Below are 21,416 nucleotides of genomic sequence, written 5' to 3'. Positions count from 1 at the left end.
TATAATTATGACGCTTACGAAGGATTACGTCAACACTTGCCATCTCATGGTATTCCAGAAGTAAAAGTTATGAAATTCGGACAAATTAATAACACTTATGAAAATGTTGTTGTAAAAATGTCCAGTTCTATTTAATCTAGTAAAGGCGGATTTTCGCTGGACAACATCATATCCAATAAGAAAGAGGAGTGAACTCCATTGCAACGCGAAATTCAAGTTAATCAAAAACTTCCATGGGGCCCCGGTTTTCTATTAAGCCTACAGCATTTGTTCGCCATGTTTGGCAGTACGGTGCTAGTGCCTAACTTGTTCGGGGTTGACCCTGGCATGATTTTGCTGATGAATGGTATCGGCACACTGTTATACATCTGGATTTGCCGTGGTAAGATCCCTGCCTACCTTGGCTCCAGCTTTGCATTTATCGCACCAGTATTGTCAGTGCTTGCAGATCATAAAGATGATCATATGAAAGGGTACTCCCTTGCTTTGGGCGCTTTTATTATCACTGGTATTATCTTTGTACTCGTTGCTTTGATTATCCGTTATGCAGGAACAAAATGGATTGATGTTGTCTTCCCTCCAGCAGTAATGGGTGCAATCGTAGCAACGATCGGACTTGAACTTGTGCCTGTTGCCGCGCGAATGGCAGGACTCATTGCCCCTGAAGGCGTCGCAGTTGCAGACTGGATTCCAGACGGCAAAGCGATCACGCTTTCTATGGTGACATTAGGTGTAACCGTAATTGGAGCTGTACTCTTCCGCGGTTTTCCAAAAATCATTCACATCCTCATCGGTATCGTAACTGGCTATGGCTTAGCTTATATTATGAAAATGGTGGATACCGCCGCAATATCTAATGCAAATTTTTTAGCACACCCTACTATTGTTACTCCATCATTCGATTGGAGTGTCATTCTGACCATCATTCCAGTATCACTCGTTGTTATCGTTGAACATATTGGACACTTACTTGTAACTAGCAATATTGTCGGCAAAGATCTGGCTAAAGATCCTGGACTTGATCGCTCACTGATGGGTAACGGGATATCTACCATTCTGTCCGGTTTTATCGGTTCTACTCCAAATACAACCTACGGTGAGAACATCGGGGTTATGGCTTTAACTAAAGTTTATTCGGTATATGTGATTGGTGGTGCAGCGGTGATCGCCATTGTACTCTCGTTCTCAGGTACTTTCTCCTCTGTTATCGCTAATATCCCAACACCTGTAATGGGTGGTGTATCCCTGCTGTTGTTCGGTGTAATTGCTGCATCCGGTCTACGTATCTTTGTTGAGCAAAAAGTTGATTTTTCCAAGGCTACTAACATGATTATGGCTACCTTGGTGCTCGTTGTCGGAATTAGTGGTGCAACCCTTACTATGGGCCCAATTAAGCTAAGTGGTATGGCGCTAGCTACAATTGTTGGTATCGTTCTTGCCCTTTTCTTCAAACTTATTGAAGTGCTTGGGCTGTCTAATGAAGGTGGAGAAAGCGATAAAGCTGCTCATTAATTTGTTATAAAAATAGTTCAAAAAGCTGCTCCAATGTCCATTTATGATTTATGGACTTGGGCAGCTTTTTTTATTATACGTTGCATCCGCTAAGCAACTTTAAGATCAGAAATGCAAAACAGCAACTCTCCGCTAGTCGTGACAGAGAATTGCTGTTGTTTGCACTTTTCAACATCATTCGATACATAAATCCCCATTTATTTCCCGGGAAAAGACAGGCTTATCGTATTAATCTTCGTAGTTAACCAGCGTAACAACTTCAATTCCTGAAAGCTTATTACGTCCAGCAAGCTCAACCAATTCAATTAAAAAAGCTGCGCCTACCACTTCACCGCCAAGCTGCTCCACAAGACTAACCGAAGTGGCAATCGTTCCACCAGTAGCTAATAGATCATCAGCGATCAATACCTTTTGTCCAGGCTTAATAGCATCTGTGTGAACAGCAAGTGTGTCTTTACCATATTCAAGATCATATCCAACCTCGATAGTCTCATATGGCAATTTCCCGCTCTTACGAATAGGCACAAATCCTACGCCCATCGCATAAGCAAGAGGTGCTCCAACTACAAACCCACGTGCTTCTGGTCCTGCGATTACGTCAATTTCTAAGTGCGATACGAGAGCTTTGAGCGCATCAATCGCTTGGCGATAAGCATCACCGTCTTTAAGCAAAGTAGTGATATCTTTAAAACTGATACCTTCTTTCGGGAAATCAGGAATCACGCGAATACTATCTTTAAAATCCAAATTTTTCATCTCCTAAAAGTTTTGTAAGCGTACACTTCACTGATAAGTCATCGGCAAAACTTGCTTCGTAAGCCACCACATACCTAAATAATTACGATACGCCTAGACGGCGCGATAGCATCCAGTCCTGTAACGCAGACAGGCTACCCTCCATGAAATACTGCTCCATTTCCGCCATCTGCCCCAGTCTGACAAAATGATGCGATGCTGTAAGGCTCTTAGCTACGGGCTGCGTAATAAAGGTCACACTTCCCTGACTTCTTTCGATAAAATCAAGCTCCTCAAACACATCTAGCATTTTACTAAGCATGCGAATACTTAACGAGGATTGTCGGCTTAGCCGCAGCAGCACTTCATTCTCAGGCGTTGCAACAGAAGTGATCGAAGCCAGCAGTTTATAAAGTAGTTTAAAATGATCCCGTGTCGGAATAATAAGTCGTTCTCGGCCATCCTTTATAGAGTGCAATAGCGCAATATTATCAGCATTAGGAAAAGCCTTTAGTAACGCGTCAAGCTGTTCAGGAGTCTCCGGCATATCCAGTAAACATAATAGTGAGACATGCCCTGATTCCTGAATCGAATCATCCTTATTAACGGCGCTAATGCCAGCTTCTTTATCATATGCCCAGAAGGACATTCCTATCAATTCAGTCTGTGGAGACATACGTCCGCTCTGAAACACTGCAGCTGCACGATACGGTCCAGCACCGCTATAAGGAAGCAGCAGCTCTCTAATATGCGCAGCTTGCCGTACAGCGTCAGCAGCGCCACGAAGATCAAACAACTGAGCATCTGGTACAGATAAATCCTGTAGCATCAGCTGTGGCTTCCGTGAGCCATTCCACTCATTGATCGACAGTTCAGCTAGCACATTGATCGTGGTGCCCACAGGGAGCAGCTTAGCCAAGTCCCCTTTACCAAAAGCTAAGGCTTCTATCGTGTTTTTCCCTTGCTGCAATACGATCTTCAAGTGTTTTCCTTCTTGCCCCATTGTTCGTGTCTCTTTTACTGTAGCCCCACGAATGATAAACTTTGGCAATGGATTTGCCATCCCGAAAGGTGCAAGCCTTTCCAATTCAAGCGCTGTCTGAAGGGACAAATCGGCAATCGATGCCTCTGCATCTGCAGTAGTAACAGGAACGAAATGCTCCGGTGTCAACACAGCAGCTGCGTATTCATTTAATGCCGCAGCGAAGGCTTCTAGGCCGTCCCGATGCAGACTCATTCCCGCAGCAGCCGGATGACCACCGAAATGATCCATTAAGTTAGAACAAGAGGATAGCGCCGCATATATATCAAGTCCAGGAATGGAGCGGGCAGAGCCTTTGCACATACCGGTTTCTGGATGAATATCCAGAATGATCACAGGTCGATAGTAACGCTCCAGCAGCTTTGATGCCACAATACCTACCACACCCACATTCCAGCCTTGTTCAGCAAGGACTATAATGTCCGGTATCTCACCGCCACGCGTCATCTGCTCCAGTTTTGCAGTGGCCTCCAATACAATTCTTTCTACGACCAATTGGCGTTCTTTATTAAGCAGATCAAGTTCCCCAGCCAGTTGTTCTGCCTCATCAGCATGCTCGGTTGTAAGCAAGGCCACAGCCCGGCCAGCATGATCCAGACGACCACTGGCATTGATACGAGGCGCCATTCCAAAAGCGATATTTACCGCACTCACAGTACTCATGGTCACACCACTGACCCCAAGTAAAGCACGAATACCAGAGAATCGAGAATTCCGCATACTGGTCAAACCGTTTCGGACAATCTCGCGATTCTCTCCCAGCAGCGGCATTAAATCCGCTACAGTACCGATAGCAGCTATTTCTGCCCATTCTTCCGGAGTTTCCTCCCCTAACATGGCCTGGGCAAGCTTATAAGCTACACCTACGCCCGCCAATCCTTTGAATGGGTAGGGGCAGTCGGGTAACTTAGGATTAATCAGCGCGTAAGCCTCTGGCAGAAGCTCCGGTGGCTCATGGTGATCTGTAACGATCACATCGATCCCTAGTTCATTAGCATAAGCAATCTGATGATAGGCGCTAATGCCAGTATCCACAGTAATGATCAAGGATACACCCTGCTGTAGAGCCCAATCCAAAGCATGATTATGCAGCCCGTAGCCCTCGTTAGAACGGTGCGGGATATAAATATCAAAGGAAGCGCCCAAGTAACGCAGCAAATGAATCATTAACGCTGTACTGGATACACCATCGGCGTCGTAATCGCCGTAAATAAGAATATGTTCTTCTTCTTTTAAAGCCTTTCTAATTCTGGGAACCGCTTCAGCCATTCCTTTTAGAAGGAACGGATCATGCGGAGCTTCCACACCGCCATCCATGAACGATAGAGCCTCATGTGGCGTATTCATTCCTCTTGTCACTAATAGTGAGGATAAGAGCGGAGAAATAGAAAGGCTCCGGGCCATATCCCTTACGATGTCGGGATCGGCTGCCGGAGATTGCCATCTTGTTTTTGAATAAAGCAATAGAGCTCACCTTTCTTTCACCATGCAAACTACTGAAGCAACGTTGGAATATCATTATCCACCAATTCATAATTACTTTTGTATGGATAACCGGGATCATAAGGAACTACGTCCATATGCACCTCGCCAACATGAACAAACCGGTGCTGTAGCAGCTTTCTTGCGCATTCCGAAATATCCTGTGCTTCCATCACTGTAATCCGCGGATTTACACTGATCTTCACTTCCAGATTCACATAATTCCCTTGCTCAAGCGCCTTCAATTGTTCTACACGAATAACTCCATGAACACGTTGTACGGTTTCAATAAAATTAGCTGCCTCCTCAGAAGGTAGCTCCTGAGCATTCTTAGCACTGATAGTATTAGAAATGAGCATATAGCCTTTACGAAGAATTAAGCATCCTGTTAAAAGTGCAGCAATAGGGTCCATATAGAGTAGAGGATGCCAATAAGTACCACCCATTGATAACGATATCCCAACTAATACTGTAATAGAAGTATACAAACTGAAACGATGACTATTGGCATAAGCAGCATGACTGCCATCACCTATTTTTTTAAAGTACCGATATTGATATTGAAATACAGCTTCTTTAAATACAATAGATAGTAAGACAGTTACAAGTGCGAGTTCTCCGTGAGTGGATGACTGGCCCTCCGTTAAGTCACGGATTGCAGAGAAAGCGATCTGCAGTCCCCCCATAAGAATCAAAACCGAAAAAAGTATAGCTAGAAGCGGCTCCTTATTGCCCCGCCGGTCTTCTATCCGTTGCTTGCTCTTTCTACTCTGTTCAGAGCGCCACGGAAGTATATCCGCCAGTTTAGCTGCAGCATCTGCTCCAGAATATAATGCATCGCCCATTAATGCCTTGCTACCTGAAATATAGCCAAAACTCCCCTTAGCTACTGCCAAAGTAACATCGCTGATGATCCCTGTCCAAGCAACCGTCTTGCTTTGCGGTGATCGTTCTTTATTCATACGAGGCCCTCCTTACCACTAGCAAGTAATCTCATGATGATACAAAACACATGACATACAACCCCAAAGATTTCGAAAGCCGCGTCGCATTTGACGCGGCTTTCTTAACATATAAGAAAATTATAAAGTTGATGTTTTTTCATTCAAGTGCAGCCATGTTGATTCTCTTGAGATATTAACCTTTAGCTGGGCTGCTCTTTACCTTTATCTTCTCACGCTTCTTAAGCAGAAGCCAGATCGGACTTGCAATAAAGATAGAGGAGTACGCTCCGAATAGCAATCCGATAACCATCGCAAGCGAGAACATCTTAATGGACTCGCCTCCAAGAATTAACAGGAAGAACGCCGCAATAAATACGGTAAATGCTGTGTAGAGAGAGCGCATCAGAGTCTGAGCCACACTCTTGTTCACAAGCTCTTTCAAATCCTCGTAGGTTTTCTGTTTACCAAAACGTAAATTCTCACGGATACGGTCAAAGATAACGATCGTATCATTGATGGAATAACCGATAATCGTAAGCACCGCTATAATAAACGTCAAATCCACTTCCAAACGGAAGATGGAGAAGATGGCAACGACCATAAAGGCATCATGAATCAGTGAAACAATAGCTGCCAATGCGAACCGCCATTCAAAACGAATACTTACATAAATGATAATCCCTAGACAAGAAATGAGAACTGCATAGATCGCATTGCGTGCAAGTTCTTTAGACATTTCAGTATCCACGGTGTTAATTTCAAACGATGCCTTATCATCAAACTTCAAGATCTGAGCTTTCAGAGCTTCATCTTGTTGCTCATCGAGCACTTGATCATAACGAATGTTGACCCGTTCACTACCTAATGTAACACTTGGATCACTTGGAATCCCAGATTTTTCAATAGCGGAATGTACCTCATCCAGACTCAAATCTTTAGACAATGAGATATCAACATTAGATCCCGCTTTGAAATCAACGCTGTAATTCAATCCAAGGGTTGCTAGGAAAATCAATCCTGCAACTGTCAGTGCGACGGAAAAAATATAGAAAAACTTACTCAAATGTACGAAATCAAGCTCTTTCTTAAAGCGCACGGATATCACTCTCCTTAACACCAAAGCTCTTCGGTTTGTTCAGCTTACCGGCTTTAACAAGCTGGCTAAGCAACCAGTGGGAGAAATAAAGATTCGTGGCGATACTCAATACGATTTCCACGATCAGCACTAATGCAAAGCCTTTAACTGCACCTGTACCGAAGGCGAACATAACACTTGCCACAATAACAGTGGTGACATTGGAGTCCATTACTGTCCGGAAAGAGGATTTATTACCAGCTTTAACGGAGGAAAGTACACTTTTACCGCTGCGCATTTCTTCCCTTATCCGTTCATTAGTTATGATATTGGCATCGACCGCCATCCCGATACCCAGAATAAATGCGGCTATACCAGGCAACGTCAATGTAAAGTCTGCAAAAACAAAGACTACAATTAACAGCCATGTATGCAAGATCAGTGCGAAACTAGCCAAGAGACCTGGCAAGCGGTACATACCGATCATGAAGATCAGGATAATCAAAGAACCTAGAAGACCTGCTTTGATCGTTTGTTCAAGAGACTGTTTACCAAGTGTTGCACCCACACTTTGAGAGTATTTCTCCGTAAGTTTCAGTGGCAACGCACCTAGATTGATAGTGTCTGCAATTTCACGTGCTTCTGTAATGGTATAATTTCCAGAGATCGATGCACTACCATCGGTAAGAATTGCTCTTACTGTGGGAGGAGAGGATAATAAATCCTCATCCAGATAAATAGCCATTTCCTTACCAAGTAACCGCTCGGTAATTTCCGCAAACTTTTTCTTATCTTTGATTTTGATGCTAATCTCAGGCTGATTCAAATTGTTACGTTGAACCTCTGCAGCTCCCTCAACAAAATCACTACCTACAAGTTCTATCTTGCTGTAGGTTCCTTGTGGATCACCCTCAGCAGCACTACGAAATGTCAGAACTGCAGGTTCCTTCATCTTCTTGCGAACCTCGGCTTCATCAGTAACGCCCGCAATTTTCAAACGAATACGATCAGTACCTTCAGTTGTAACCTCTGGTTCACTGGTTCCGAGCGCATTGGCCCGTTTTTCCAAACTTTCTGCTGTTTTCAACAGAGAAGTTCGGGACAAAGCTGCTCCCGCTTCCATAGGCTCTGCATGGTACAAAATCTCAAATCCGCCTTTCAGGTCAAGACCAAGTCTAACCTTGTCCAGCAATCCAGGAGTAGTAAATACCATGACGCCTGTCAAAACGAGCACGGTAATAATAAAGCCCATTAGTCTCTTCATGCTCTAGCTAGTTCCCCTTTCATTAACTCAATATTCCTATTATAGCTACACGTGAAATGACCGTCAATTCACAGTATTTACATAGCTATGCTCACACAAAGAAACGGCCGCCCCTGCTTATATCAGCACGACATCCGTTTATAAAAGGAAATGTGAGGTTATTATTCTCTTACTTTACAGCTTTATGTGCCTATTCGCAAAAAAAAGAAATGGAGTGTTAGTTGTTCAATTTAACCCCCGATAGGCCGCTAAAGTCAAATAAGTCATGTAACTATTGGCTTTTAAGGAATAAATATCATTTACCAGCTTATGCAAGGGGGGCATTCCATCCTTATCATAATTACGACTGATACAATCCCAAATATCCTTGCTGGTTACATACTCATAGCCTAGGAGCTGGAATTCTTCAGCTTTGCTGCGGCACATGGCTTCGATTTCTTCACTATGTTGATCATGATTCCACTGTTCCGATTCCACGTGATGACACCTCCAAAGATCGCTCGTGTTCGTATGCTTTTCATAGGTATTCGACCCAAGTTCTCTGCTTTCCTCCTTCGGTCACAAAAAGTTACAACTACTAAAACAAGGCATGCCGGGATAGGGGTACAGCATATCCATTAGAATAGACAAGTTCGCCAGCGTTTCATTTCATTTCGGGAAGAAGGCGTGACCTTTGAGGAAACAGAGCTTTATACAAGGAACTTTAATCTTGCTTGCCGCCGGCATCATTAATCGAATGCTTGGATTTATACCCCGAATTGCTTTGCCACGCATCATTGGAGCAGAGGGCGTGGGTCTATATCAGCTTGCTTATCCTTTTTTTATCGTGCTGGCTACTGTCATTACTGGTGGGCTTCCACTAGCTATTGCTAAGATGGTAGCGGAAGCAGAGGGAGAGAACCGCCCTGAGAAATCGCGGCAAATTTTACGGACTGGACTTGCCCTTAGTGTCGGATTAGGAGTCTTCTTTACGATTGTTGCTCTGCTCAGCGCTTCATGGGTCTCCAATGTTATCTTAACAGACCGCCGAGTTTATTATACTTTTATCGCCATGATCCCAATGATTGGAATTGTTGCTGTATCTGCAATCTACCGTGGTTATTTTCAGGGTAGGCAGAACATGATTCCTTCCGCGCTTTCTTCGGTTTTCGAGTCCATCATTCGAATATTTTTTATGCTGTGGTTCTCTTGGCTGCTGCTTCCCAAGGGTATTGCTTTAGCTGCTGCAGGGGCAATGCTAGGTGTAACTGTGGGAGAGATTGGCGGAATGTTAGCAATTCTGTGGCAATATTATGTCATCTCGAAAAGGGATAAGAAAACAAATCCCATTCCAGCACAACTAGCGATTGAACAGGAGGTTATCCTTTCTGATCCAAAAGGTGTAAAGTCAAACTCCCCCATATTACGGCGTTTACTAGGTGTATCTATTCCAGTTACGGCAAGTCGACTTGTGGGCTCTTTTTCCTATTTACTGGAATCCATTATTACCGTACGCAGTCTTGCTTTGGCCGGAATCGCTACAGCCGCCGCGACTTCGCAGTATGGGGCATTACAGGGAATGGTTATTCCCCTACTGTTGCTTCCCGGAGCCTTAACCTCCTCTCTCGCGGTGTCTCTGGTCCCCTCATTATCTGAGGCTGCCGCAAGAAAGGACTTGCCTACCATTCACAAACGGATGCATCAAGCCCTTCGACTCGCTCTGGTAACAGGCGCTCCGTTTGCTGTTCTTATGTATGTCTTAGCAGTCCCACTATGCAGCTTGTTATACGGCAATGCGGACATTGCTCCTATGCTAAAGCTAATGGCTCCTTTCGCATTGTTCCTCTATGTTCAGGCTCCCTTACAAGCTGCACTTCAAGCCATGGACAGACCGGGCAGAGCGCTTATCAACACCCTTATTGGGGCAGTAGTTAAGATCATTCTAATTGTTATATTAGCTTCCCAGCCTGAATACGGAATCTACGGTGCCATCATTGCAATTATGGTGAACAGCGTTCTTGTTACTCTACTGCACGGTTACAGTGTGGTCAGTTTAATTTCATTATCCTTACGAATAACCGAAACCATTAAGACCTTATGTGCAATGATCATTATGGGAGCAGGCGTGCATTATGTATACACCTCCATTCCCATTGCAGATGCACAATGGATTCAATTTTTATTTGCCTCTGCAATAGGAATGGCCCTGTATTTGGGTATCAGTCTATTAGCTGGCCTTATCTCACTTCGTGATTTGGACCGAGTACCGTTCATTAAGCGCTGGCTCTAAAAAGGTTATCTGGTGTCCAATCGGTCTACATAAATTCTGCCTTTATGATCTATGGAGCATAGAAAAACATCCCGAAAATCCGATACTCCCTGTTGGCGGATTTGAGTTCTTAGCCAGAATCTGGTTTTTCCTATCATCTCTAAATTTTGATCTTGGACCTTCCCATCCATAATCAGTGGAATAGGAAGTCCTTCATATCTGATTTTGTTCTTTGGCAGCTTAACCGACTGGCTGCTTTCATCTCCATTCTCATCGCTCTTATTATTCTCAGCAGCTAAACTGCTATTGCCTGTTGGATTGGAAGATGAAATTCCTTTGTCTTTCTCGAAAACGGTGAGCTGACCGCTAGGCTCCAGGATCGCAAATTCCACATCAGCAGGGCTAGCGATGTTCTGACCACGCAATTGCTGCAGCAGATCATCAATATTGTACCTCTGCTTACGCATCTCTCCCCGGTGCAGCTTACCGCCAGAAATGAGTATGCTCGGTTTACCGTCCATTAATAGCCGAATCTTTCTACTCTTAAGACTGAGCTGAGCAACCACAACTTGAATGATAACCAATGTTGCCATTGGAACCAGTCCTTCATAAATCGGACGATTAATATCCTCAATCACAAAAACAGCAATCTCAGCAATCATAATTGAGATGGTTAGATCAAATACAGACAGCTTACCGATTTCCCTCTTCCCCATGATACGCATGCACAGGAATATGAAGAAATACATCAGCACGGTCAAGAAAATATGGGTAGTGATATGCTGGGACATATAGCTTCGCTCCCCTCCACTCTCACCCGCAGACTTGTTTCTCGGGCGGATTAATGTAACCCTATTCTGACCGCTCAGCACAGGGAACATTCGGAAGCTCACATATTAATTAATGGTAAAAGGGCTGCAATGCCCATTCTTGTACTATTGGGGCAAGCCTCCCCATACAATGAATAATAACTTATGTAGATTAATTTTTTTAATAAAACTTTAGGAGGTTGTACCATGTATTTAATCCGGCGCCTGTTCTCATGGAGAATAGCCAACCCTGTGTTATCCGGCCTATGTCGATCATTCCTTTGGATGCTGCTCGGCGCGTTTGTCCTCTCTCTTTTATTATGGGGCAGCGGCCTGAAGGAGCAGGATCTCTCAATGTACACTTATATTGTACACGGCATAGCCGCAGCATTCGGAGGACTAACCGCCGGTCGTAGAGCCACTAACAAAGGCTGGTATCAAGGAAGTCTTACAGGAATCTTTTACGGGATTATCGTTCTGTTAATTGGATTTCTAGCACTGGATAGCTCACCTTCTGGTGTTGATCTCCTTTGGGTTCTGGCCGCTGCAGCCATTGGCGCTTTAGGTGGAATGTTTGGTGTTAATTTACAGAAAAGCTAAATTTATTATTTCATTAAATTCGAAACATTCCTTGAAAATATGTTAAACTGTGATCATCTGACTTCATAAAGAGAATCAAGGAGGCTTCGATTGCTTTGTTTTACCAATCAATGAACCATATTGTTTTGTACACAGTTGTATTAGTAGTGATATTAGTATGGGTTGGCGCTCGTCGTAATCCAATCATGGCATTGGTTGAAATCGGGAAAGAAATGCTGAGATCATATAAGTTTTTACTACTGATGGCAGGAATGTTTGGTGTACTAGTCTTGAATAAATATGAACTGCAAATTGAAGAAAAAATGCATCTTACCTCAGATTATACGTCATTTGTATTTGGACTAGAGGGGCATTTTGTCCAAGCTGTTCAGGATATATTCTATAGTCCATGGCTGACACCTATCATAGTCTTCTTTTACATTTTCATGCTTCAATCTGTATTAGCAGCTTCTCTAGGTGTCTATCTGTTAGACAAGAACCGAGTGATGCTATATGCAACCTGCTATGCTATTATCATTAACTATGCCGTAGCGATTCCATTCTATCTTTACTTCCCTGTGAATGAGGTATGGTCCTATCTACCTGCAGGCGTTAAGTTTACTATGCTGGATGTATTTCCGAATTTTGAGCAGGAGTACCGCCCTTTATCCGGTCTCAACAACTGCTTCCCGAGTCTACATACGTCCATATCCGTTACGATGGCACTACTGGCATTCCGTTCAGGAAACCGCCGCTGGATGGTTATTACGAGTATTTCCGCAGTCTTAATCGTCTTTGGTATTTTCTATCTGGGCATTCATTGGCTTACAGATATGATAGGTGGCACTCTATTAGCAGTCTTAGCTTCTTCAGTTGGTGTTCAGCTCGCCAAACTAACCTTACGGGGACGCGAAGAATCACTCACAGTTCGCAACCGAATGACGGATATGCGATAACCAATATGTTTTCAAGTTCCACTTATATAGTCTTATATTTTAACAAAAGCTGCCGCCTGAGTAGATCTACTCAAACGGCAGCTTTTTTATCGCAGCATTACTCATAAATAGCTGTATGCTCCCCGCCTTCACTGCACTCTCTTACATAATAGCTGAGCTCAACCTAACATAGCTGCACTCTATACAACTATTTCGAATCAAATGTGCTTATTCTCAGTTTAAATGCACTCTGTACAATTATATTCAAGCTAAACACTGCCGACAGCCATTTTCCACAGAAATAACTGCACATAATACAATTAAACTCTCAATCGAGAAAGCATAAACTGAAATAGCTGTAGAAAGTACAACTAACTACAAGCATACACACCTTCTACCAGAAAAACGCTTTGGCGCCCTTAAAGACAATAAGTAATTCAAAAAAGCGGTGTCCTCTCTTAACGAGAAGACACCGCTTTTTATGTACTTAAATCAATTCTATACTTTCTCCTCCACGTCCGTCGCAACGGAGTGACTAATGGAACCGCGATCAAAGGTTAGTTTAGTTACATCATTAACCCGTAGAACCACGATATCATCGGAGATTTCCATGATCGTACCGTGAAGACCACCAATTGTGACGATCTTGTCGCCTTTTTTCAGAGACTTCAACATCGCGTTACGAGTTTTGGTCTTCTTCTGTTGCGGACGAATCAGCAAGAAGTAGAATACTACAAACATAAGGACAAAGGGTCCTACCAGACCTAGTATGCTACCCCCACCACCTGCGCCAGCTGCATATTGAAACGATTGAAACATATTTCTCCCCCCTTTCAAAGTACATTAAGGCATTAAATTCAACCTAGAAGCCTTTAAGATTATCATATAATCCGTATTTTGCAAAAAACTCATCGCGAAAATCAAGCAGCCGATCTTCCTTGATGGCTTCGCGCACTTTACGCATCAAATCCAACAAGAAGTGCAAGTTGTGGTATGTCGTCAATCTAAGTCCGAATGTTTCATCGGCTTTGATTAGATGGCGCAAATAAGCGCGGGAATAATTCCGGCATGTATAGCAATTGCACTCCGGATCAAGCGGCCCAAAATCGCGGGCATACTTTGCGTTGCGTACAACGAGTCTTCCCTGACTGGTCATCGTTGTTCCATTACGAGCAATACGAGTAGGTAGAACACAGTCGAACATGTCCACTCCCCGAATTGATCCTTCCAGCAATGCATCCGGTGAACCAACGCCCATCAAATAGCGTGGTTTTCCTTGTGGCAGCAGGGGAACTGTATAATCCAGCACTTCATACATTAGCTGCTTGGACTCTCCGACGCTGAGCCCTCCAATAGCATACCCCGGGAAATCCATGGAAGTCAAATCTGCCGCGCTCTGACGGCGAAGATCCTCATACATACCACCTTGCACGATAGCGAATAGACCTTGGTCATTCGGACGAGCATGACTTTTCAGGCAGCGTTCTGCCCAGCGTGTTGTACGCTCTAGTGATTTTTTCACGTAATCATATTCAGCTGGGAATGGAGGGCATTCATCAAATGCCATCATGATATCAGAACCAAGTGCGTTCTGAACTTCCATAGCTACTTCAGGAGACAGGAACTTCTTATCTCCATTAAGATGGGAACGGAAATGAACGCCTTCTTCGGTAATCTTGCGCATGTCACTGAGCGAGAATACTTGAAACCCGCCGCTATCCGTCAGAATTGGACGATCCCAGTTCATGAACTTGTGCAGTCCGCCTGCATCACGAACAATATCATGGCCTGGTCTCAGAAATAGATGGTACGTATTGCTCAAAATAATATGAGCATCCATCTCTTTCAGTTCTTCGGGACTCATTGTCTTGACTGTGGCTTGTGTGCCGACTGGCATAAATGCAGGTGTCTCAATCACACCATGTGGAGTGTGGACTCTTCCAAGTCTTGCTCCGGATTGTTTGCACGTTTTGATGTGCTCATAAGTAATTGCTGCCATAAGTTAACCCATCCTCTTACCTTAGTAAATAAACATTGCATCTCCAAAGCTAAAAAACCGGTACTTCTGCTCTATCGCTTCATCATAAGCAGCTAGAATATGCTCCCGACCTGCCAAAGCGCTAACCAACATCACCAAAGTAGACTTTGGCAAATGGAAATTAGTAATTAACGCATTTACTACACTAAACTTATACCCCGGATAGATGAAAATATCCGTCCAACCACTGCATTCCACCAGCGGGCCGCCTTCACATTGTCTTCCGACTGTTTCAAGCGTCCGACAAGAAGTCGTCCCTACTGCAATAACGCGGCCACCTTGTTCCTTGGTAGCATTGATGGCATCTGCTGTTTCTTGGGACATTACAAAATACTCTGAATGCATAACATGCTCTTCAACCTTCTGGGCAGACATCGGACGAAAAGTACCGAGACCTACATGAAGTGTGATATAAGCGATATTTACACCCTTGGCCTCGATCTGTTCCAGCAGTTCTTTAGTAAAATGAAGTCCTGCTGTAGGTGCAGCAGCCGATCCCTCATGCTTAGCATATACAGTCTGATATCGTTCCCGATCATCCAGTGTTTCCTTAATATAAGGAGGCAGTGGCATCGTTCCCAGCCTATCCAGAATCTCCTGAAAAATACCCTGATAAATGAAGCGAAGCGTTCGGCCACCCATATCAGCCTCGTCCTCAATAACCGCACGAAGCTCATCACTAAAGATGATAACCGCTCCAGTCTTAAGCTTCTTACCTGGCTTTACAAGAGCTTCCCATCGATCGTCTCCCAAATTCTTCAGAAGAAGCACTTCAGCTTTAGCTCCCGTATCTTCTTTAACCCCAAATAATCTGGCGGGAATAACTCTCGTATCATTCAGAACAAGCGTATCTCCCGGTTGAAAATAATTAATAATATCGGTAAAATGCCGGTGAGCCAGCTCCCCATTCTCCTTATTTACTAAGAGCAGTCTAGAAGAGCTACGGTCAGAGAGTGGTGTCTGGGCAATTAATTCTTCCGGCAAATGAAAATCATATGCGTCTACATTCATGGTCTGTCTTCATTCCTTAACTAGAGTAACGTTCTGATAATAGTGTTGCAATATCTGCTTGTAATCATACCCGCTGTCTGCCATGCCTTTCACGCCCCATTGCGACATGCCTAGACCATGACCGTAGCCTTGGCCAATGAACAGAAAGCCCGAACTGTTAGTAATCGCTCTGGCCGAAGAATCCCCGCCCAGCACTACAGTTCCACTACCTTTCACATCAACCTTGCCTGATGCGGAGAGTACACCTGCGCTCTGTGAACTTCCAATCGTGCTAGTAGCACCGTCAGCGCCTAATACAGTATAACTTCCGGATGGTACAATATCAAACAATGTACTAGGCAATCCATTGAACGCAGAACGGAACATATCTGGATATTTCACACTCATTATCTCGCCATTAGCTTTAACCTGAATGGCTCTACCTGAAGGACCGCGCTGTGTAACTTGGAGATTAAGGATAGAAGAAGGCAAAGTGTTACTTATTTTACCCTGCATACTCTTCAGAAGTTCAGCGGAGGAATAAGGCCCTTTAATCCAGCTATAGCTGCCGGACTCATATACTTTATCCAGAACAACTGCATTATCTCCAGGATTCAGCTTACCTACTGCACTTACACTACTCTCAACAGCAGGAAGGGGACGTATATTGACATCTTTAGTTGTAGCGGTTGCTATATCCAACCCCGCTGCGGTTTTATTACCTGTCAATTTAATATTATCCTCACGCGCATACCCAGAGATGCCATTAGCGAGCAGTACATAATACCACTTCTTAGCGGTCTTGGTAGCTGCGACATCCTCTTTGCTGGGAACACTGGCAAATGCATCTCCACCGTTACCCCATACCTCCGATGGATCAGATGTTACACCGCCACTGTTCGAGGAGAACACCGCCTCAATAACTTTACCACCACTCATCAATACTTCACCGGCTGTTGCATCCACTGCCTTAATAATGACTGGAGCTTCTGATCCAATTCCGTTATATACCTGACTCAATGTAGAATCTACTACATTTGCTACTTCAAAACGGTTGCCTTGCGCCATCGCATAGCTTCGAGCGGCCACAGCCTGAGCCTTTAGGGCTTCATCAGGCCAGCTTGAGGAAACCTCTCCTCCAACCACTGCATACAAATATTGTTCCAGTGGCAATTCATTAATGACAGCCAGGGAACCTCTCAAATTACTTAGCTCCATATTTCCACGGTAGGTACGCTTGGATTTTTCTTCTAGCTGAATCCCCGCCTCGCTGCCAACTGCCAAAAATTTAGTATCACTTCCGGAAACCATATAATGATTAGCCTGTGTTTCACTGCTAAGGTCCAGCCCGGCATCTATACGCATCATTAACCCGGGTGAAGTTGCCGCGGTTAGAGCCAGCGGCAATGCTGCAGACACTGCTGACTGAACAGCAGCCAAATCTTTATCGTTTGCAGCTTCGCCTACCCATACCTCAAACTGAGCACTGCCGTCACTTCCTGACAGAAACACCTTCCAGGCATCAAATCCAGCAGCTGTAATACTATTTAGCGCAGTATCAGCTGCTTGCTCTGAAGAATAGCGGCCAGCCGATAAATGCTTATTCCCCTTCACCTCAGGGGTCTGATCGGCAGGAATGGAGAGTCCTGCCTTTAATACACGCGCAAGCCCATCCTTTGCAGCCGCTTCACTAGCATACACACCTGTATATAACTGATACACACTGGTTCCATTTCTAGAAATCATAAAAATCTGCGGCTTATCAGAGGTAGACTGAAGCTTCTTAGCCGCATCAGCAGCGGTCTTCCAGCTTGAAGTCTCCATTACCTTTACTCTGTAACCGTCCACACTAACACGAATTCTGCTCTGGGCAGGCACTGAGAACAAAGGAGCGCTTCCTGGTTGGTCTGACAACAAAGTGAAGCTTTGTGTTGATTGCAGTGTTACTACAGGCACGGTGGATTTATATTTACTACCTATATCAGCAAAAAGGGCAACTCGTACCGTGCTATTAGAATCGGCATGACTGGCACCCGCAGGGATCAAGAAACTTCCTAAAGCAAGCGCAGCTGCTAGCAATCCTTTGCTTAGTGGAGCCATTCCTCTCCATTTCATCTTCGTATGCTTCTTATGCTTCATCCAGCATCCTCCTTTTTGAATGTAGTTACTGACTCAGTGCTGCTCCGGAGGGAGCGGAAGGCCTAAGTGATGATAAGCGGCCGGTGTTACAATTCTTCCACGTGGACTCCGCTGCAAGAATCCTATCTGCAGCAGGTAGGGTTCATAAACGTCCTCAATCGTCTGACTTTCCTCACCAATTGTAGCAGCAATCGTATCCAGACCAACAGGACCGCCACGAAAGCTTGAAATCATCGCTCTTAACATCTTATGATCGATGCTGTCCAGCCCACGCGGGTCCACCTGCAGCATCTTCAGTGCTTCTCCAGAAATTTCAGGGGTTATAATCCCATCTCCGCGCACTTGGGCGAAATCACGGACCCGCTTCAATAGTCGGTTCGCAATCCGCGGCGTTCCTCGTGAACGAAGCGCTATCTCTTCCGCCGCATCACCGACAATCTCAATTCCCAAAAGATCTGCATTTCGAGCTACAATGTAGCTGAGCTCATCTATGGTATAGAATTCCAAGCGGCTGACTACTCCGAAACGATCACGTAATGGAGCAGACAGTAGGCCAGCACGGGTGGTAGCGCCTATAAGTGTGAACGGCGGCAGATCCAATCTTACCGAACGGGCACTCGGCCCCTTGCCGATCATAATATCCAGCGCGAAGTCCTCCATCGCCGGATACATAACCTCCTCCACCGTCCGGTGCAAGCGGTGAATTTCATCGATGAAAAGCACATCGCCTTCCTGCAGGTTCGTCAGCAGAGCGGCTAAATCTCCCGGGCGCTCAATAGCAGGACCGGAGGTTGTTCTTAAATTCACACCAAGCTCATTTGCGATAATATTCGCGAGTGTTGTTTTACCAAGACCCGGAGGTCCGTAGAGCAGCACATGATCCAGCGCTTCACTTCTCATTTTGGCCGCTTCGATATATATCTTCAGGTTTTCTTTCACCTGATTCTGTCCGATATATTCTCCCAGATAACGAGGGCGTAAGCTTAATTCTACCGCCTGCTCGTCCATCATCAAATTAGCGGATATAATCCGGTCATCCATTCCTATCGCTCCCTTTCTTCAGGATGTGTTCGGCTTTACTTAGCAATATATAATAGCCCAAGTGCTTTCTTCATCAGCACATCTACAGTCCCTGTCTCTGCTCCCTCTTTCTTCATAGCGAGCCATACGCGGTCCAATTCACTCTCTGTATAACCCAGCCCTTTAAGGGCGTCCCTAGCCTCTTGCCAAGCTAATCCATCCGCTGCTTCTTCCATTGGAACTGCAAATAATCCGGTTTGCATCGAAGCCATGCTGAGTCCGTCCAGCTTGTCCTTCAAATCGAGGATCATCCGCTGCGCCGTCTTCTTGCCAATGCCCGGCAGCTTTGTTAGGAAGGTAATATTCTCTTGATAGATTGCTGAGATCAACTGATCTGGTGTTCCACCTGTCAGAATTCCGAGCGCAACCTTTGGACCGATGCCAGATACCTCTATCAGCTTGCGGAACAATCTTTGCTCCTCCCGAGTCGGGAACCCAAACAGCAGTGTAGCATCCTCACGTGTTTGATAATGAATATAGATCATGACAGGCCCTTCTACTTTAGCAAATGCATAAGGATTTGGGCAGAACACCCGGTATCCTACCCCCTGCACATCAAGCACCACATATTCCGACTCCAAATGAACGACGGGTCCTCTTAAGAAATCTATCATTTTCGCAATACCTCATTTAATTTAGAATTAAGACTGCTCGAATGGGCATGACAAACCGCTACCGCCAGTGCATCCGCTACATCATCCGGTTTAGGGATCGCCGATAATTTCAATAACAGCTTCACCATTTCCTGTACCTGCCGCTTCTCTGCCTTACCATAACCAACAACAGCCTGCTTCACCATCATAGGTGTATATTCCGAGACGGGTAGACCGCGCTGCACTGCAGCTAATATCGTCACTCCGCGTGCCTGCGCTACCGGCAATGCTGTCGTTACATTGCGTGCGAAGAATAACTTCTCTATCGCTACAGCATCAGGCTTATATTTATCAATGAGCTGACCCATGCCTTCATAGACATGCAGCAGACGTTCTTCTTCAGGCGTATGAGCCTCAGTCTGAATACAACCATATTGGACTGGGGTCAACTTATGACCTTCCTTATCCACAAAGCCAAAACCGACAATCGCCAGCCCTGGATCGATTCCCAAAATGCGCAAACACGATCTCTCCTCTATAACAGGCAGTTTATTCCACCGTTTTCATCCATTACTCCGCTATGAAGCGAACATATGTATTCCTTCTAACCATTATAGCAAAAATACCCCTTCCGGGAGAAAAAAAGTTTACTCTCTGATGCGAAATGACAACTTTAGGCCTACAACGAGACCTTATACTTTCTTTAAATTCACACAAAAAAAGCTGCCTTCAGCCATTAATGACTTTAGGACAGCTCATATGCTTTAGATGCTATTGCTTGTTCTGCATGACATGCTCAGATGCCTCACGCGCATAGTCACTGAAGGTGGACAACACACTGTTGTACTCTTCAATATCCTGAACACGTATTCCATCATGAAGCTCTTTCCAAATACTTTCGGGCAGAGAGGATTTCAAGGAACCCATATCCATTTGAAAAAAGGTCTTCAGAACCTTTTCCTGTGCCGGCGGCCCTTTAAATAAACTCAAATTCCCAAATGCATCGACACCGATATAGGCTTCTTTTTTCGTTAGGGTCGATAGATCATTCACTTTTTGTTCCAGCCACAAATCTCCCTCGCTGCTGATCCAACCGCTCCATGCAGGGTGTTCATTGATTATTTTCTTAAGCTGAAGTGGGTTCTTTACGCCCGGCAACGTCTGAACTTCTTCCCCAGATACATAAGTTATTTTTAAATGAACGGTTCTGCTGAGTCCGCTTTGAGTGATCGTCTGCAACAGTTGTTCGTTATTTTTGGTGCCCTTCTCTTTCTCCTCACCGCTGTCCACGCCTACTTTAAATACAGCTGCGGCCAACTCGCTTTCGGCACCATCCGTCCAACTAGAATCCGTCAGTAGTCCACTGATTTCCTCAGGCACCTGCATACTGCGCCAAGCCAATATAGTAAGAGCTAAACAAGCGGCTCCTACCCAAAGCGCCTTTCTCCAACGTCTCCATCGCTGCCAAAGTTGTTTTTTTATGCGCGACACGTTAATCCCTTCATTCTGGTTTTTCCCTATTGTGACCTGAGAAGGAATCATTTATGCGCTTTTCTGTGAATAATCGTTATTTTATCAAAAATACAAGGTTGACCTTGCAGTATAGTTCAGGGTTTATGGTGAAGTCTGAAGGAGGATTCTGGGGAGAAGTTTCACATACCGGCCTGAAGCAGCCCTTTATGTACTTGCTGACTGGCAATACGGCCAAAAGTCTTGATCCCACGACGATTAAAAAGGAAAAAGTCTTCTATGAAGAGTTTGCTCCTGACCTGGATTCCGTAATGAACAAGCCATGCTGACTCCGGTACGTCTCGCCAGTTCACCACGTTTCATTCCTTCCACAGCTGTTCCTCCATTTCTACTTATGGTGCAGTTTTTTTTATGGGTCAGGTGAAGCTTGGATTCTGCTCCCCCAATAGACTATTTAGTTCTTAGTGTGTGTTTATGCCAT

General features: G+C 44.7%; 20 protein-coding genes. 5 read left to right on the top strand and 15 right to left on the bottom strand.

The window, feature by feature from the left end:
- The first annotated feature begins 198 nt into the window (after positions 1 to 198).
- Positions 199 to 1,512 carry a uracil permease gene (gene uraA / locus NSS67_RS09340; protein WP_339319282.1) on the top strand — a complete coding sequence of 438 codons (1,314 nt, stop codon included), beginning with the start codon at positions 199 to 201 and terminating at the stop codon, positions 1,510 to 1,512.
- Between the two features lie 228 nt (positions 1,513 to 1,740).
- Here uraA and NSS67_RS09335 read toward each other — a convergent pair whose 3' ends face one another.
- The 6 genes from NSS67_RS09335 to NSS67_RS09310 all read right to left on the bottom strand — a co-directional run bounded on the left by NSS67_RS09335 (position 1,741) and on the right by NSS67_RS09310 (position 8,531).
- The gene (locus NSS67_RS09335) at positions 1,741 to 2,259 is read right to left on the bottom strand and encodes an adenine phosphoribosyltransferase (protein ID WP_339319281.1); all 519 of its coding nucleotides are present in this window, start codon (positions 2,257 to 2,259) and stop codon (positions 1,741 to 1,743) included.
- A gap of 91 nt (positions 2,260 to 2,350) precedes the next feature.
- Complete coding sequence (gene recJ / locus NSS67_RS09330; protein WP_339319280.1) at positions 2,351 to 4,753, bottom strand: single-stranded-DNA-specific exonuclease RecJ; 2,403 nt, start codon at positions 4,751 to 4,753, stop codon at positions 2,351 to 2,353.
- A 29-nt stretch (positions 4,754 to 4,782) separates the two neighbouring features.
- The gene (locus NSS67_RS09325) at positions 4,783 to 5,733 is read right to left on the bottom strand and encodes a cation diffusion facilitator family transporter (RefSeq protein WP_339319279.1); all 951 of its coding nucleotides are present in this window, start codon (positions 5,731 to 5,733) and stop codon (positions 4,783 to 4,785) included.
- A 175-nt stretch (positions 5,734 to 5,908) separates the two neighbouring features.
- Positions 5,909 to 6,811 (bottom strand): protein translocase subunit SecF, encoded by a 903-nt coding sequence (gene secF, locus NSS67_RS09320; RefSeq protein WP_339319278.1) that lies wholly within the window; start codon positions 6,809 to 6,811, stop codon positions 5,909 to 5,911.
- Entirely contained in the window at positions 6,801 to 8,054 is a 1,254-nt protein-coding gene (secD, locus tag NSS67_RS09315) for a protein translocase subunit SecD (RefSeq protein ID WP_339319277.1), read from the bottom strand. The genes secF and secD overlap by 11 nt, the downstream gene beginning before the upstream one ends.
- 225 nt (positions 8,055 to 8,279) lie before the next feature.
- Complete coding sequence (locus tag NSS67_RS09310) at positions 8,280 to 8,531, bottom strand: post-transcriptional regulator (protein ID WP_339319276.1); 252 nt, start codon at positions 8,529 to 8,531, stop codon at positions 8,280 to 8,282.
- Positions 8,532 to 8,727: 196 nt separating this feature from the next.
- Between NSS67_RS09310 and spoVB the strand changes: the two genes are divergently transcribed.
- Complete coding sequence (gene spoVB, locus NSS67_RS09305) at positions 8,728 to 10,323, top strand: stage V sporulation protein B (RefSeq protein ID WP_339319275.1); 1,596 nt, start codon at positions 8,728 to 8,730, stop codon at positions 10,321 to 10,323.
- A 5-nt stretch (positions 10,324 to 10,328) separates the two neighbouring features.
- Here the strand turns inward: spoVB and NSS67_RS09300 are convergent, their stop codons facing one another.
- Positions 10,329 to 11,093 carry a DUF421 domain-containing protein gene (locus NSS67_RS09300; protein ID WP_339319274.1) on the bottom strand — a complete coding sequence of 255 codons (765 nt, stop codon included), beginning with the start codon at positions 11,091 to 11,093 and terminating at the stop codon, positions 10,329 to 10,331.
- Positions 11,094 to 11,318: 225 nt separating this feature from the next.
- On the opposite strand from NSS67_RS09300, the gene NSS67_RS09295 reads away from it, so the two are divergent.
- Both NSS67_RS09295 and NSS67_RS09290 read left to right on the top strand, forming a co-directional pair.
- Positions 11,319 to 11,711, top strand: a complete 393-nt coding sequence (locus NSS67_RS09295; RefSeq protein ID WP_042191121.1) for a TIGR04086 family membrane protein — start codon at positions 11,319 to 11,321, stop codon at positions 11,709 to 11,711.
- A gap of 95 nt (positions 11,712 to 11,806) precedes the next feature.
- Positions 11,807 to 12,646 (top strand): phosphatase PAP2 family protein, encoded by an 840-nt coding sequence (locus tag NSS67_RS09290; RefSeq protein WP_339319273.1) that lies wholly within the window; start codon positions 11,807 to 11,809, stop codon positions 12,644 to 12,646.
- Between the two features lie 477 nt (positions 12,647 to 13,123).
- Here the strand turns inward: NSS67_RS09290 and yajC are convergent, their stop codons facing one another.
- From yajC to NSS67_RS09250, 8 genes are all read right to left on the bottom strand, one after another.
- Complete coding sequence (yajC, locus tag NSS67_RS09285) at positions 13,124 to 13,444, bottom strand: preprotein translocase subunit YajC (protein WP_339319272.1); 321 nt, start codon at positions 13,442 to 13,444, stop codon at positions 13,124 to 13,126.
- A gap of 43 nt (positions 13,445 to 13,487) precedes the next feature.
- Positions 13,488 to 14,624, bottom strand: coding sequence for a tRNA guanosine(34) transglycosylase Tgt (gene tgt, locus NSS67_RS09280; RefSeq protein ID WP_339319271.1), 1,137 nt, complete (start codon positions 14,622 to 14,624; stop codon positions 13,488 to 13,490).
- 21 nt (positions 14,625 to 14,645) lie between these two features.
- A complete protein-coding gene (gene queA / locus NSS67_RS09275) occupies positions 14,646 to 15,674 on the bottom strand; it encodes a tRNA preQ1(34) S-adenosylmethionine ribosyltransferase-isomerase QueA (RefSeq protein ID WP_339319270.1) in 1,029 nt (342 codons plus the stop codon).
- A gap of 9 nt (positions 15,675 to 15,683) precedes the next feature.
- Entirely contained in the window at positions 15,684 to 17,792 is a 2,109-nt protein-coding gene (locus NSS67_RS09270; RefSeq protein ID WP_339319269.1) for a SpoIID/LytB domain-containing protein, read from the bottom strand.
- Positions 17,793 to 17,825: 33 nt separating this feature from the next.
- On the bottom strand, positions 17,826 to 18,833 hold the full coding sequence (ruvB, locus tag NSS67_RS09265) for a Holliday junction branch migration DNA helicase RuvB (protein WP_339319268.1): 1,008 nt from the start codon (positions 18,831 to 18,833) through the stop codon (positions 17,826 to 17,828).
- A gap of 35 nt (positions 18,834 to 18,868) precedes the next feature.
- On the bottom strand, positions 18,869 to 19,486 hold the full coding sequence (gene ruvA / locus NSS67_RS09260) for a Holliday junction branch migration protein RuvA (protein WP_339319267.1): 618 nt from the start codon (positions 19,484 to 19,486) through the stop codon (positions 18,869 to 18,871).
- Positions 19,483 to 19,986: a crossover junction endodeoxyribonuclease RuvC gene (gene ruvC / locus NSS67_RS09255; RefSeq protein ID WP_036677679.1), complete on the bottom strand. Its 504-nt coding sequence runs from the start codon at positions 19,984 to 19,986 to the stop codon at positions 19,483 to 19,485. Before ruvC ends, ruvA begins: the two co-directional genes overlap by 4 nt.
- A gap of 250 nt (positions 19,987 to 20,236) precedes the next feature.
- Positions 20,237 to 20,956 carry a BofC C-terminal domain-containing protein gene (locus NSS67_RS09250; protein ID WP_339319266.1) on the bottom strand — a complete coding sequence of 240 codons (720 nt, stop codon included), beginning with the start codon at positions 20,954 to 20,956 and terminating at the stop codon, positions 20,237 to 20,239.
- Between the two features lie 53 nt (positions 20,957 to 21,009).
- Here NSS67_RS09250 and NSS67_RS09245 point away from each other — a divergent pair, with 53 nt between their 5' ends.
- Positions 21,010 to 21,264, top strand: coding sequence for a hypothetical protein (locus NSS67_RS09245; protein ID WP_339319265.1), 255 nt, complete (start codon positions 21,010 to 21,012; stop codon positions 21,262 to 21,264).
- Positions 21,265 to 21,416: the final 152 nt, after the last annotated feature.

This window comes from Paenibacillus sp. FSL R10-2734 (assembly GCF_037963865.1).
Lineage (GTDB): Bacteria > Bacillota > Bacilli > Paenibacillales > Paenibacillaceae > Paenibacillus_AQ.
The sequence above is the reverse complement of the archived record's forward strand: the minus strand, read 5'-3'. Positions and strand labels throughout refer to the sequence as shown.